General features: G+C 41.4%; 16 protein-coding genes. 13 read left to right on the plus strand and 3 right to left on the minus strand.

Annotation, left to right across the window (positions count from 1 at the left end; genetic code table 11):
• The first annotated feature begins 14 nt into the window (after positions 1-14).
• The gene (locus tag AC1DXF_RS15730) at positions 15-662 is read left to right on the plus strand and encodes a LysE family translocator (RefSeq protein ID WP_477449675.1); all 648 of its coding nucleotides are present in this window, start codon (positions 15-17) and stop codon (positions 660-662) included.
• A 62-nt stretch (positions 663-724) separates the two neighbouring features.
• On the opposite strand, the gene AC1DXF_RS15735 is transcribed toward AC1DXF_RS15730, so the two are convergent.
• On the minus strand, positions 725-2,353 hold the full coding sequence (locus AC1DXF_RS15735) for a carboxylesterase/lipase family protein (protein ID WP_477449676.1): 1,629 nt from the start codon (positions 2,351-2,353) through the stop codon (positions 725-727).
• A 122-nt stretch (positions 2,354-2,475) separates the two neighbouring features.
• Between AC1DXF_RS15735 and AC1DXF_RS15740 the strand changes: the two genes are divergently transcribed.
• The 6 genes from AC1DXF_RS15740 (at position 2,476) to AC1DXF_RS15765 (ending at position 5,296) form a co-directional block, all read left to right on the plus strand.
• Positions 2,476-3,216, plus strand: coding sequence for an NUDIX hydrolase (locus AC1DXF_RS15740; RefSeq protein WP_477449677.1), 741 nt, complete (start codon positions 2,476-2,478; stop codon positions 3,214-3,216).
• Positions 3,217-3,334: 118 nt separating this feature from the next.
• Entirely contained in the window at positions 3,335-3,766 is a 432-nt protein-coding gene (locus AC1DXF_RS15745; RefSeq protein WP_477449678.1) for a VOC family protein, read from the plus strand.
• A gap of 11 nt (positions 3,767-3,777) precedes the next feature.
• Positions 3,778-4,161, plus strand: coding sequence for a DoxX family protein (locus tag AC1DXF_RS15750; RefSeq protein WP_477449679.1), 384 nt, complete (start codon positions 3,778-3,780; stop codon positions 4,159-4,161).
• Positions 4,162-4,190: 29 nt separating this feature from the next.
• On the plus strand, positions 4,191-4,580 hold the full coding sequence (locus tag AC1DXF_RS15755) for a DoxX family protein (protein WP_477449680.1): 390 nt from the start codon (positions 4,191-4,193) through the stop codon (positions 4,578-4,580).
• A gap of 36 nt (positions 4,581-4,616) precedes the next feature.
• On the plus strand, positions 4,617-4,838 hold the full coding sequence (locus AC1DXF_RS15760; protein ID WP_477449681.1) for a hypothetical protein: 222 nt from the start codon (positions 4,617-4,619) through the stop codon (positions 4,836-4,838).
• A 68-nt stretch (positions 4,839-4,906) separates the two neighbouring features.
• Complete coding sequence (locus AC1DXF_RS15765) at positions 4,907-5,296, plus strand: VOC family protein (RefSeq protein WP_477449682.1); 390 nt, start codon at positions 4,907-4,909, stop codon at positions 5,294-5,296.
• 97 nt (positions 5,297-5,393) lie between these two features.
• Here the strand turns inward: AC1DXF_RS15765 and AC1DXF_RS15770 are convergent, their stop codons facing one another.
• Complete coding sequence (locus AC1DXF_RS15770) at positions 5,394-5,933, minus strand: DUF4199 domain-containing protein (protein WP_477449683.1); 540 nt, start codon at positions 5,931-5,933, stop codon at positions 5,394-5,396.
• A 103-nt stretch (positions 5,934-6,036) separates the two neighbouring features.
• On the minus strand, positions 6,037-6,504 hold the full coding sequence (locus AC1DXF_RS15775) for a response regulator transcription factor (protein ID WP_477449684.1): 468 nt from the start codon (positions 6,502-6,504) through the stop codon (positions 6,037-6,039).
• Between the two features lie 501 nt (positions 6,505-7,005).
• Between AC1DXF_RS15775 and AC1DXF_RS15780 the strand changes: the two genes are divergently transcribed.
• The 6 genes from AC1DXF_RS15780 (at position 7,006) to AC1DXF_RS15805 (ending at position 13,658) form a co-directional block, all read left to right on the plus strand.
• Positions 7,006-7,392 (plus strand): response regulator, encoded by a 387-nt coding sequence (locus AC1DXF_RS15780; protein WP_090650835.1) that lies wholly within the window; start codon positions 7,006-7,008, stop codon positions 7,390-7,392.
• A complete protein-coding gene (locus tag AC1DXF_RS15785; RefSeq protein ID WP_477449685.1) occupies positions 7,373-8,458 on the plus strand; it encodes a sugar transferase in 1,086 nt (361 codons plus the stop codon). The genes AC1DXF_RS15780 and AC1DXF_RS15785 overlap by 20 nt, the downstream gene beginning before the upstream one ends.
• A 4-nt stretch (positions 8,459-8,462) precedes the next feature.
• A complete protein-coding gene (locus AC1DXF_RS15790) occupies positions 8,463-9,143 on the plus strand; it encodes a TolC family protein (RefSeq protein ID WP_477449686.1) in 681 nt (226 codons plus the stop codon).
• A gap of 2 nt (positions 9,144-9,145) precedes the next feature.
• Positions 9,146-11,305, plus strand: coding sequence for a GumC family protein (locus AC1DXF_RS15795; RefSeq protein WP_477449687.1), 2,160 nt, complete (start codon positions 9,146-9,148; stop codon positions 11,303-11,305).
• Positions 11,306-11,548: 243 nt separating this feature from the next.
• Positions 11,549-13,039, plus strand: coding sequence for an O-antigen ligase family protein (locus AC1DXF_RS15800; protein WP_477449688.1), 1,491 nt, complete (start codon positions 11,549-11,551; stop codon positions 13,037-13,039).
• 4 nt (positions 13,040-13,043) lie between these two features.
• Positions 13,044-13,658: an acyltransferase gene (locus tag AC1DXF_RS15805; protein ID WP_477449689.1), complete on the plus strand. Its 615-nt coding sequence runs from the start codon at positions 13,044-13,046 to the stop codon at positions 13,656-13,658.
• The last annotated feature ends 7 nt before the right edge of the window (positions 13,659-13,665 follow it).

A 13,665-nucleotide genomic window follows, 5' to 3' on the forward strand; every position in this document is an offset into this window, starting at 1 on the left:
GCAATTTTGTTATAATGTTATTAGTTTTGTACCCCATGGGCATCATAAATTTCAGTACATTCCTGGTCACATCTTTCCTTTTTATCATTTCTCCGGGCATCGATACCATTTTCGTGCTTAACAAATCTATCGCCCAGGGCAAAAAAGCGGGGATTTACGCAACTTTGGGTATTGCTACAGGCGTGCTTGTACATACAACACTGGCGGCATTTGGCCTTTCATTAATTTTATCACAATCGGCAATGGCTTTCAGCTTTATAAAATACGCCGGCGCTACCTACCTGGTTTACCTTGGCATCAGTAAGTTTCTTTCCAAAGACGAAATTTTAAAACAGGATGTGGCCATAGCATTGGAGCCTGTGCATAAAACTTATTTATCCGCAGTGTTAACCAATACCCTTAACCCAAAAGTTGCCATATTTTTCCTGGCATTTTTCCCGCAATTCATCCACCCGGCACAAATTCACAATGCCCTGCCCTTTGTTTTGCTTGGTATAACTTACGCGCTAATGAGTTTAGCCTGGTTTGCTGTACTCACATTTTTTGCCAGCTCATTATCCGGGCGGCTAAAAAAGCAACCTTTATTTGGTATTTGGCTTAATAAATTCTCGGCAGTTGTTTTTGTGCTGATGGGTGTTAAAATTGCATTCACCAAAAGATAAGATAAAAAAAGTCCCGGCTGCTTTACAGCAACCAGGACAATTAAAACACCCCATAAAAAATCTTACTTCATATATTCTTTATCCAGGAACAAATACCTGTCCCGGTCGTTTTCTTGTTTCTGTCCGCTTTTTACATCGATATCCATAAACTTAACCGGGGTTTTGCCTGTATTGGCGTCCCATTTTGGTAAACCAGGGCCGTTTGGATTGTAGTTCTTTATGAAATTGGCAAAATAGCTTTCCATGGTTTCTGAAACTTTATAGTCGTCAGGTGTCCAGGCGTAAACTTTATTGCCGGCAAGGTTCCCCATGGCATACTCAATTTCTGAAGCATGAGATGCACCAACCGCCGCAGGCATTTTTGGCATGGCCATTCCACCATTATTTTTTACTACACCACCGGCAAGCCCTGCGGAGGCATTACCCATCTGTGCCGTCATGGCCGGGCGAATGCGCGAAAAGCAGTAACGATAAACAGGTTTGCCGCCCGTTTTAATTTGCAGATCGGCCCATTTCCAGGTACTGTACACAATGAAACGATCGCTTGATAAGGCAGTTGCCGATTTGATAACTTCTGCATCTGTCGAAGCAGGATAAAGTTTCATTACTTCGCCGGCCTTATCGCCATACAAAGTATTTAATGCTTTTTTGTAATTATCCAGGGTTGGTGCGTCGGCACGCATTACAAATTGATAAGGCACTTCGGCCGAGTTCCATCCTACCAGGATTGGAATTTTTGCCTGCTCGCCCGCCTCAAAAATCTCGGGCAGCGATTTTGGCAGCAAATAGCCATCAATAGTTGGTGAGTTGGGGGTTGCGCTTGGGCTGTAGGCAGCATTTAACAAGTCGGCCGCTGAAAGCGCCCTTAAAGCAGCTATCGATCCGGCTTTCATATTTTCGGCAAATTTTACCCCGTTCTTTTCGGCATCAGCCAATGGGATAGAATTTAAAGTTGGCTTGATGCCGGCACCACTCTCTCCTATCGCGGCGTTGATTAAGTTTTTTGATAAAGGAGAGGCCATTTGTATCGATACCGAGATCGACCCGGCTGATTCGCCTGCGATGGTAACATGATCAGGATCGCCGCCAAATTTGGCTATGTTCTTTTTCACCCATTCCAGCGCGGCATGCTGGTCGAGGTACCCATAATTACCTGATGAATGATTTGGTGATTCGGCTGTCAGCTCCGGATGAGAAAAGAACCCGAATATACCCAAACGGTAATTTACAGTTAATGCAACAATCCCCCGTTTAGCCATGCTTTCGCCGTCATAGCGCGATTCAGACCCATCCCCTGCAACTAAGCCGCCGCCATAAAAATAAACCAGTACGGGTAGTTTTTCCTTCATGGTTTTGGCAGGCGTCCAAACGTTAAGGTAAAGGCAATCCTCGCTCGTGCCCGATGACCTGAAATTCATATCGCCAAAAACTGGCTTCTGCATCGGGCTGCCCGCAAAATGGTCGGCCTTTAAAACGCCTGTCCAGTTTTTGGCAGGTTGTGGCTCTTTCCAACGCAAATCGCCCACGGGCGGCTGCGCAAACGGGATACCTTTAAAAATAGTAACGGGCGAACCGGCTTCTTTTATGCCTTCCAGCGTGCCGTTCTCTACAGTCACCTGGTTTGTTTGTGCAATTACCTTCATGGTAGTTAGCTGCACCAGCAGCAATACTGCTAAAAATGGTTTCCTCATGTGGTTTATAATTGGTTAGTGAGAATTAATACAAACATTAGATATGTTATTGTATCATTATGTTACAATAATAATTAATTTTACGCAGCTAACAAATTTTTTTGTTAATTGCTACGATATATATGCCTGCAAACAATAACGAATTCAAAAAACAGGAAGCTGATGCAAAAGGCGAAGGCTATTTGCCCGGCCTGGCTATTGACGCGGTAATTTTTGGCTTTCATGACAAACAGCTTAAAGTTTTGCTGCTTGCCTATAAAAATACCGGTTTGTATGCCTTGCCCGGTGGTTTTATTCATGATTACGAAGATGTTAATGAAGCTGCGCGACGGGTATTATTTGATCGCACGGGCCTAAAAAACATCTTCCTTGACCAGTTTTATGTTTTTGGCGACAGAAGCAGGCATGACCCGGAGCCACTAAAAAAGATTATGTCTGTAAGTGGCAAGATCCCCCCGGCCGATCATTGGCTGTTGAAGCGTTTTGTATCTATAGGATTTTACGCGCTGGTAGATTTTACAAAAGCCATCCCTACCCCCGATAGTATCTCGGATAGTTGCGATTGGTATGGCCTTGATGATTTGCCTGTGCTAATGCAGGATCACCGGCTTATCATCCAAAAAGCATTGGAAACCCTGCGCGCCAACCTGGATCAGAAACTGATAGGCTTTAACCTGCTCACCGATGATTTTACCATGGGCGATTTACAAAGCCTGTACGAAACCATCCTGAACAAAAAACTCATCAGGGCGGCCTTTCAGCGTAAGATGCTAAGCCTGGGCATATTAGAGCGGATAGCAAAAAAATTTACCGGCGGCGCGCATAAAGCGCCTTACCTGTACAGGTTTATTTCCGGAAGATAATTTTGTGTCATAATTATACCCTTTAATTGTCGTATTACACCCTTTTGGTTTATATTTAATGACTGTAGATTTACATTATCAATCAACAGAAATTTAACTACTTAAAACCTCAACTACCATGGCAACAATTAATCCTTATTTGAATCTCCCCGGTACAACCGAAGAAGCTTTTAATTTTTACAAATCAGTATTTGGCGGCGAGTTTTTGGCCGTGATACGTTTTAAAGATTCGCCGGGAGGGTCTGAGAACGTAGCCGAAGCTGACAAAGACAAATTAATGCACATTGCCCTGCCCATAGGCAAAAACATCCTGATGGCTACCGATAGCATTGGTGAAATGGGCATGGGCTACAAACAAGGTAATAACTATCATGTTTCCATCAATGCCGATAGCAAGGAAGAAGCCGAAACCATATTTTCCGCATTATCTGCGGGCGGCCAGGTTATGGTGCCGCTTGCCATGGCCGAGTGGGGCGACCTTTTTGGATGGTTTACCGATAAATTCGGCATATCATGGATGGTAAGCTATTCACCTAACCGCCCACAATAACGTTGACGGTTATGAGCGCGAAAACGATTAAGATCACCTATTGGGTGTTAACAATTTTACTGGCATTAGCTATGGCCGGTGACGGTTTTGGCGGAGTTACTAAGCAACAGGCAGGCATTGATGTGCTGCAACACCTGGGTTATCCCATTTATTTTATGGTGATAGTGGGCACTGCCAAATTGCTTGGGGTAACAGCTATATTGCAAAACAAATACAAGACAGTTAAAGAATGGGCTTATGCCGGTTTTTCGTTTACTTTTTTTGGCGCCATCGCGTCAAGGGCTTTTGCGGGCGATGCCATGAGTGAGTTCATTCCTCCTATCATCATGCTTGTATTCTTGTTTGTGACCTACTATTTCTGGAAAAAGTTTAACCAATTAAAATCAACTGAATAATAACCAATCACGCTAAAAAACAAAATTTTATGAAAATCGCTGTAATTATTGTACGTACACTGGTAGCCCTGATGTTCCTGTTTGCATCGGTAAGTTATTTTGCCATGGTTTACTTCCATGCATTCCCGATGCCCGCTGTAACAGGCAATATGAAAATTTTTAACGATGGATTGGCTGCCTCGGGTTATTTAATGCTGCTTATAAAAATAACCGAATTGGTTTGCGCGCTGCTTTTATTATTTGGCAGGTATGTTGCGCTGGCTTTGGTAGTTTTATTCCCGGTAATGGTAAATATTGTTTTAGTAAATGCATTTTTATCGCCATCGGGCCTTACTGTGGTTATCCCGTTGCTGGCAGGTGTATTATTCCTGGCTTATACCCAACGTGAAAAATACGCGCCGTTATTCACGGCAAAATAAATAAGATATACACACGGATTAAAAAATCAAACTGTTATGACGGTAGAAGTTTTTAAAACCAATGTAAACAGGCGTAAATACGCCAAAGTGTTATTAACCGAAATCCATAAGACATTTGCCGGCTATCACGCAAATTTCGACCTGGACGATTGTGATAACATATTGCGGGTGCAATGCAGCAACGGAACCATATGCCCTCACACGATGATACTTTTTTTACAACGCTTTGGCTATCGCGCCGAGGTATTAACCGATTAGCTTTAATACGCAAACAAAATCCGTTATGGTTAATTGTTATAATAACGTTATAATAAAAGGAGAACATCATGTTAAAAGAAAGCAAAGCATTCAGCAGCTTTTCGGTAAACGACATCGGGAAAGCAAAGGAGTTTTACGGCAAAACATTGGGCCTGGAAGTAAAAGACGACACCGAAATGCCTGGCATTTTACACCTGGAGGTTTTGGGTGGCAATGCGATTGTGATATACCCGAAGCCCAACCATGAGCCAGCCACTTTTACTATACTTAACTTCCCGGTACCAGACGTTGAAAAAGCTGTAGATGAATTAACAGCGCGCGGCGTTAAATTTATAGTTTACAACGACGAAAACTTTAAAACCAACGAAAAAGGCATTTTTACAGCCGGCGGCCCCACCATAGCCTGGTTTAATGACCCGGCAGGTAATATCCTGTCGGTTATTGAAGAAGCTAAATGATACTAAGTCCAAAGTCTTAAGTACTAAGCCCAAAGTATTAAGTCGAAAAAAGAAACACCGGCTTATGACTTCGGGCTTAGTACTTAAGACTTCAGACTTAACCCGTAATCACCAGATTATTATTCGGTTTCTTTTTTAATATTAAAGCGGCAATAACGGCTATAATTAAGCCTACGGGCAATATTTCCATGTAAGTAAATAACATTATAAAAACGGGGTTCTTATACATTTGCTTGTATGAATCCATTTTAGCAGTCTCATCGCTCAGTTCTTTTGCGCTTGCTCCGGCGGCCTTGGCTTCGGCAAGCACCTGGGCTGCATATCTTTCCATAAAATCGGGCATAAAGTTGTAGTAAATTATCAGCCAGCTAACTACATAACAGGTAGATGCGATAAGCGCGATATAAAGCCCTATCATAAATCCTTTTCCAAAAGTTATCTCGCCGCCGTTATATTTATCCCGGTAGTTTTTAACAGCTACAAATATCATGGAGAAAGCAATAAGCATAGTAGCATACCCTAAGTACATGCTGCCATTGGTGTGCCCGTTGGCATAACACATTGCCATGGTAACTGCCATCAAACCGGATACTATTGCACCTGCAATTAATCCAAAAACGATTACATTTTTTTTCATTGTTTTAAGTTTAAATCTATGGTACAAATTTGGGGCTTTGAGTCTGCAACGCGGTCATACTTTAGGGTGATTTTGCTTAAATCATACCAAAGTACCAACTTTATCAGGCAATGATACCCAGTTTTTTAGCTTTATCAACAGCCTGGGTACGACGTTCAACTTCCAGCTTTTCAAACAAACGCGACGAATGTGTTTTAACCGTATTTAACGATAAAAATAACCGGGCGGCAATCTCCTGGTTACTTAAACCATCGGCCATTAACTGCAACACCTCCATCTCGCGCCTGCTTAAATTAAGTTGGGTTAAAGCGGTTTCGTTTAAAACAAAATTATCATTGGCATAAATATAAACCTCTTTTTCAACCTGTATCGTTTTAACTTTTGGTGAGCTTAATTTTAATGCCAGCCAGATGCCAAGCGAAGTAAAAACAATGGCGATGGCGCCAATATAAATCTCGAATGCATGATCTATTAAAATAAACCGGTATTCCAGCCATTTCATTAAAAAAAGCAGTACGGCCAGCGAACCGCCATACATGATTATATGCTTATTTTTTGCAAACTTGTTCACTGCCTTTAATCTCCTTTAATGTCAAAAATATAAATCAGCAATTAAATATTTATTCACACTTAAGCGATCATACCGTATCAGGTAAATTTTTTCCCGTTTTAAAAGCCACCTCCTTCAGATGGGAAAAAATTCCTCAATTGCGGAGTACACCCCGGCACGGTATCTTCAATGAAAAACACAGCAATATCGTAATTGACGCGAACATTTTGAGTAAAAGACTTGTTAGCAAATAAAAACATTATTGGTGCTTGTGGTAAATTTTTTATCCGTATTTTCGGTACAGTAATTGTCTGAATGCGTGCAAACTGGTTAACCGGCGTAGGTTTTTAGGAATATCAGTCAAAAACAAAACATTAAACCTCTTTTTAACGTATACCTGATCGTTTTGCAAATCAATAAGAAATATAGGAATTTGTATATAATTAAAGCCCTGGCGGCCCCTGAAATTATTATTAGTTTACATGTTTTAACCGCTTTAACGCTGGTTCCCAAATTAACCATATGAAGAAAACGTTACTAATTGTCGATGACGATTTAAGCATATTAAAGTTACTCAGTTTTATCCTTTCAAAAGATTACAATTGCGTTGTTAAAAACAATGGCATCGAGGCGTTTAGCTGGCTGGAAGAAGGACACCTTCCCGACCTGATCCTCTCTGACCTTCAGATGCCTTATTTTGACGGGCAATCATTTGCAAAAAATGTTAAAATAAGTGGTTTTTACCGCGATATCCCGGTATTGTTATTGTCTGCAGCACATGACCTGGATGAGCAGGTGAGCAATATGCCATTCAAAATTGACGCTTACATGCACAAACCTTTTAAGCCGAACGAACTCAAATCAGCAATTAACCAACTTCTACAAGTTTATGAATCGACAAACGTCTGATTGGAACGAAAATTCCGGCTCACACATCAGGATTGCTTACGCGGGGTTGGAGTTAAAGGACCTCATATTAAGCGGCCTTGGTAATTTTAATATCGTTTGTAACGATACCATCACCCAACTTGACGTTTATTTGGGCGAGCAATCTATTTTAACTGTTCCGGATATCATCCTGATGGAAGTTGATGCCGAAGGCAAATGTTTTGCGATGGTAGAGGCTATAAAAAGAAGCTTTTTACTCAATGGGTCTATCATCGTATTGCTATCAACCCAAAACGATAAAAGCCTTAAGCAAAAAGCGCTTCAATTAAGGGTACATGATTTTTATAGCGTACCTTTTTCTGTTGATGACCTGCGCGAAAGGCTTAACTTCCTGGTAACTTTTAAGCTGATAAAGCCAAAGCTGCTCGAACTTTCAAAAGAAGTTGATACTACCTATAAAATGCCTTTCGGGAAACGAATTATCGACCTGGTTATATCATGTTCGATGCTTTTCTTCCTGTCGCCCATTTACCTGCTTGTAGCCATAGCTATTAAATTAGATTCAAAAGGGCCTGTATTTTATAAGAGTAAGCGTGTTGGTACGGGATATAAAGTGTTTGATTTTTATAAGTTCAGATCGATGCGTACCGATGCCGATCAGTTATTGGCCAAGCTATCCACCGAGAGCAACCAATATGCGAATGAAGGAGGCGCCGGTAAAGCGGCTTTTGTAAAAATAAAAAACGACCCGCGCATTACCAGGCTTGGTAATTTTTTACGCAACTCCAGCCTCGACGAACTCCCCCAGCTTTTCAACATCCTCAGGGGCGATATGTCGGTGGTAGGTAACCGCCCTTTGCCTGTGTACGAAGCCGAGATGCTGACATCAAATGAGTGGTCGATGAGGTTCCTGGGCCCCGCGGGGCTTACCGGCTTATGGCAGATAAGCAAACGGGGAAAAGAAGATATGTCTGAAAGAGAAAGAAAAAAACTGGATAATTTTTATGCCCAAAAGTATTCTATTTGGTTAGATTTACGGATTATTGCCGGTACTATACCGGCCCTCTTTCAAAAAGAAAAAGTATAATTTAATGAACAGAAATATAGTAGTTGCTTGCTTTTTGTTAACCATCACACTGTTTTCCAGGCAGGTATGCGCCCAGGAAACTTTTATAAACACTGTAAACATGGCATACCTGGATAAGCTGATTGCCACAGCTAAAAAGAACTATCCGGAGGTTAAAGCAAGGCAAAGCCAGGTTAAAATAGCCCGCAGCACTTACAATCAAACAAAATTTGCGTGGCTGGACGGATTAACGGCATCCTACATTTATAGCCCGCAAAATTTAGTTAACCAGGCACGCCCAACTATTTTTAAAGGCTACCAACTGGCCATAACGCTTAATATAGGGCAAATCCTTAAAAACCCATCAATAACAAGTGCTGCAAATGAAAGCTATAAAATAGCACAATACCAACAGGCCGAATATATGCTTAACCTTGAAGCACAGGTAAAGAAATTTTATTTTGCTTACCTGGCAGCTATGGCCGAATTGAGGCTTCGTTCGGGCGCGGTAACAGATGCCGGCACTGCCGTTAAACAACTTAAATACGCATTTCAAAAGGGAGAAACCACATTCCAGATATATAACGAACAACTGACCACGTATTACAATCAAAACGCGTTTATGTTGCAGGCGGAACTGGCTACCTGGACAGCCAAAACAAACCTGGAAGAACTATTGGGAATTAAACTGGAAGACATAAAGTAAAGATGGAGTTAAGCTTTTTTTTTAAATTATTAAAAAAATACCGGTTAGTACTCATTTTTATACCGCTTATAGCAGGTATAGGCACATTTTTTTTGGTTAAAAAACTGCCCGACACCTATATTTCACATGCGCAAATTGCTACAGGTATAATTGATGCATCGCGGCACCTGCTGGATAAAGATGCAAACGCAAGCATCCAGGCGCAACAGGCATTCAGCGAGTTTAGTAACCTGATGGCCATTATGAAGCTTAAGAAAATAGTTAGCCAGGTTTCCTACTCGCTAATTATACATGACTTAAAATACCCCGCCTACCCATATAGCAAACCAAGCCAGATGCTTGCAGAAATGGCTGAATATGAACGCGACGCCGCATTAAAGCTTTTTGAGTACAAATTCAACCACTTTGAACCCCTGTTACTTTATAACAAACAGGAGAAGATTTTGAACGACCTGTTACACTCCATGAAATATGACGACGGATCTTTACGCAAGGACCTGATTATTTACCGGGACGAAGACAGCGATTTTATAACTGTAAGTTATGATTCGGCCAACCCGCAATTATCTGCAGATGTGGTTAATATATTATGTACCCAGTTTATTAGCTATTACACCCAAACCGTAAAGAAAAACCAATCAAATGCCGTTTCATTTTTATCCGAGCTTTTAGTTCAAAAAAGAAACGCCCTTCGCGATAAAACCGCCCAGTTGCAACAATACAAGATAGATAACGGGATAATAAATCTTGAAGAACAGTCAAGAGCTATTTTTAGCCAAATAATTAGCTATAGCGACAAAAAACAGGATGCCGAAAAAGAAATAGCATCATACGAAGGAGCTTTAAAGAAGATTGACGCCAGGTTTGAACCAGGCGACAGACGATATTTCGAGTCGGTATCGAGCAAAATTAACCAGGCTATTACCGCAACCCAGGATGAGCTTCATGCTATTCAAAACAGGTATATCCGTAGCAACTACGATCCTAAATATAAACCCGCTCTTGATTCGCTTCAAAAATCATTATCGGCGCAGATCAACCTGTCGTCAGATCAGTATATTACCAACCCGCTTACACATAAGGATGATTTGGTTAAGCAAAAACTAGCCCTTGAGATAACACGCGACCTGGCCAAATATGGCCTGCAATCTATTAATGCTGAACTGGCCAAACTGAACGCCAAATTTGCACGCCTTGTTCCGTTTGATGCCAAAGTAAAAACTTACGATTTTGACATCAATATTGCCAGCCAGGAATACCTTGACGTGCTGAATAAATACAACGCTACCAACCTTAAATCCAATTTCAGCATTGAACTGATACAGGTGGAGAAAGCCGAACCCGAGGCCCCGCAGCCATCCAAAAAAATGCTGCTGATAGTTATAAGCGTTGTGGTAACGTTTTTTGGTTGCGTGTTTGTGTTGTTTTTAATGTTTTATTTTGATAATACAATAAAAGAACCGGCCGAGCTTGTTAACAAAACACAATTACCGCTATTGGGCTACCTGAACAGGATACCTGGCACCGACCTTGACCTTAAAAAACTTTGGGATATTGAAAACCGGGATAAAATGCAGCAGTATAAAGATTTGCTGCGATCTGTAAGATTTGAAATTGACCAGGAATTACGCGGAGAAAAAATTATAGCTGTTACCAGCCTGGGCCCTCATGAGGGTAAAACACTTTTTGCTGCAAGCCTGGCCTACTCCTATGCCATGATCAATAAAAAAGTGTTATTGATTGATGGGAATTTTGAGCGCCCGGATTTAACAAATGTACTGCGCCCGGCATTGTTTTTAGAAGATTATTTTAAAAACAATCCGTTAGACAATCTGAATTTAGACAGTAGCGCGGCCACTACCCTGGGCAACCGGGGCAGCGACGTTACATTGCTGGAAATTGCCGACGAAGCTTTTATTAAAAGCCGCTTTGACGATCTAAGATCGAAATACGATATTATTATTATTGATACAGCCCCGCTAACTGCTTTAAATAAATCAAAGGAATGGTTGTTATTTGCCAACAAAACCGTTGCCATTTTTGAGGCGAATAAAGAACTAACCAATGCACAGAAACCTCACCTGGTGTTTTTAAAAACGCTGGGCGGCAAATTTGGTGGATGGGTGCTTAATAAAACAACCGCAAATAAAAAGAGAACATAACCCTGTCAAATACATTTGCCGGTTTATTTTTTAACAGGGTAATTTAGCTTTAGTATTATGAGAATAGACCCCATTGAAGCAAAGCCGGACCCATTTAAAGATTTAACACCACTTCAAAACAAGTCGCGCAAAGCGGCAATTGCAATAGCCTTTATCGGCGTTTTTGTATGGGCAATTAAAATTTTGTTTTTGTAAACCCTTTGGCCATAGCAAATGCAGCGTGAAACAACCAACTATACTAAAGTGAACGAAACATTTGGAAAAAGGCTATTGACCCAAAAGTTTTCAAACCCTTTGGTGCTTGTTTTTTTGGTGCTCGCCGCCTTGTTTGTAAGCGTTGTTGTTTATAAGCTTGGCATTATTGGCGCAGGGGCTATTATGGCCATTGTTATAGGCATACCCATTTTAGTTGGCATTGTTGCCTATCCAAAATTTGGGATTACGGTACTTGTGGTAGCCTCATTTTTTATCAACTACATTTCGGAATTTTTGCCCGCGCAAGTCCCAATAGGCACTTTGCTCGATGCCATAACCTATTTGCTTATTCTGGGCTTTTTTCTCAAACAAAAAAGCGAAAACGACTGGAGTTATTTTAAAAACCCAATAAGCGTTGTAATAATATTGTGGCTAGCTTACAACATGCTTGAAGTGGCTAACCCGTCTGCAGCATCGGTGCTGGCCTGGATTTACACTGTACGTACAGTTGGCTTTATTATGCTCATGTATTTTGTGTTTGTTTATCACATCCGTACGGTTGCCTTTATAAAATATTTATTTAAACTCTGGCTCCTGCTTGATGTTATCGCGGCGCTCTCGGCATTTCAACAGGAAAAATTTGGATATTTATCCTTCGAAAAAAAATGGCTGTACTCCGACCCGCAACGGGTGAGTTTGTTGTTTATAAACGGCCACATGCGTAAAACGGGCATCTTTTCTGATCCTGTTACATTCTCCTATAATATGATTATCGGCGCCTTGCTTTGTATCGCACTTATCATGAGCAATATAGATATCCGTAAAAAAATAATTCTGGGCTGCATGGCCATGTTTTTCCTTACTGTGATGCTTTATTCGGGCACCAGGGCCGCTTATGTTTTGTTACCGGCCTCGTTACTTATTTTGGCTGTTCTGAATTTTAATCGTAAGGTGCTTATCGGAACACTTATTGCCGGCTTAATGCTTGTTGTTCTGATTGTAATGCCCACTTCAAACCCGGCAATAAAAAGGTTCCAATCGGCTTTTAGCCCATCTAAAGATGCATCGTATAATGTGCGGGCCGAAAATCAACGAAAAATAAAGCCATATATATTATCGCATCCCATAGGTGGCGGGCTTGGGTCGGTAGGCGTTTGGGGGCGGCGCTTCGCCCCTAATTCTATGCTGGCCAAATTTCCGCCCGATAGCGGGTATGTACGCGTGGCCGTCGAGATGGGCTATATAGGCCTCTTCTTGTTTTGTACCCTGTTTTTTGTGGTATTAAAAAATGGTATTAACTTCTTTTTCCTGATAAAAGACCCCAGGCTTAAAAACTATTGTATGGCCATGGTACTAATTGTATTTGCCTTTAACATTGGTAATTTTCCGCAGCAGGCCATTGTACAATATCCATCCAATATTATTTTTTACTTGTCAATAGCCATTATTGTCGCCTGCATGCGGTTAGACCTGGAGCAACAAAAAGCCCTGGTAACCGGCAGTAACAAAGATACAACAGCATTAACCGAATTGAACTGAGCCGATGTCGATAATAACTACCATAAAAACAAACCCGGGGTTAAAAAAATTAGTCCACTGGATGCTGATACCAACCGGCGAATCAAGACCCAGGCGCTGGGTGCGCTGGTTTATTACGCCATTTTATTATCCGCGCGGCAAAGGTGCTGTTGTAAGGTATTATGCACGGCTGGATGTTTTTCCTTTTAACAAATTCTCATTAGGCAGCAAAAGTATTATCGAAGATTTTGCAACCATCAACAATGGTGTAGGCGACGTAATTATAGGCAACCATTGCGGCATCGGCATCAGCAATGTTATTATTGGCCCGGTTACTATGGGCAATTATGTAATGTTAGCGCAAAACATCGTTATTTCGGGCTTAAACCATGGTTACGAAGATGTAACACTTCCTCCAAGGATGCAAAAAGTAGTTACCAAACCCATAACCATTCATGATAATGTCTGGATTGGGGCCAATTGTGTGGTTACCGCGGGCGTAACTATTGGCAAACATGCCATAATAGGTGCAGGCAGTGTTATCACCAAAAGCATACCCGATTATTCGGTAGCGGTAGGCAACCCGGCAAGGGTTATAAAAAGATACAATTTCACAACAAATTGCTGGGAAAAGGCGTAACAAAAAA

Source organism: Mucilaginibacter sp. P2_A5, from assembly GCF_056404995.1.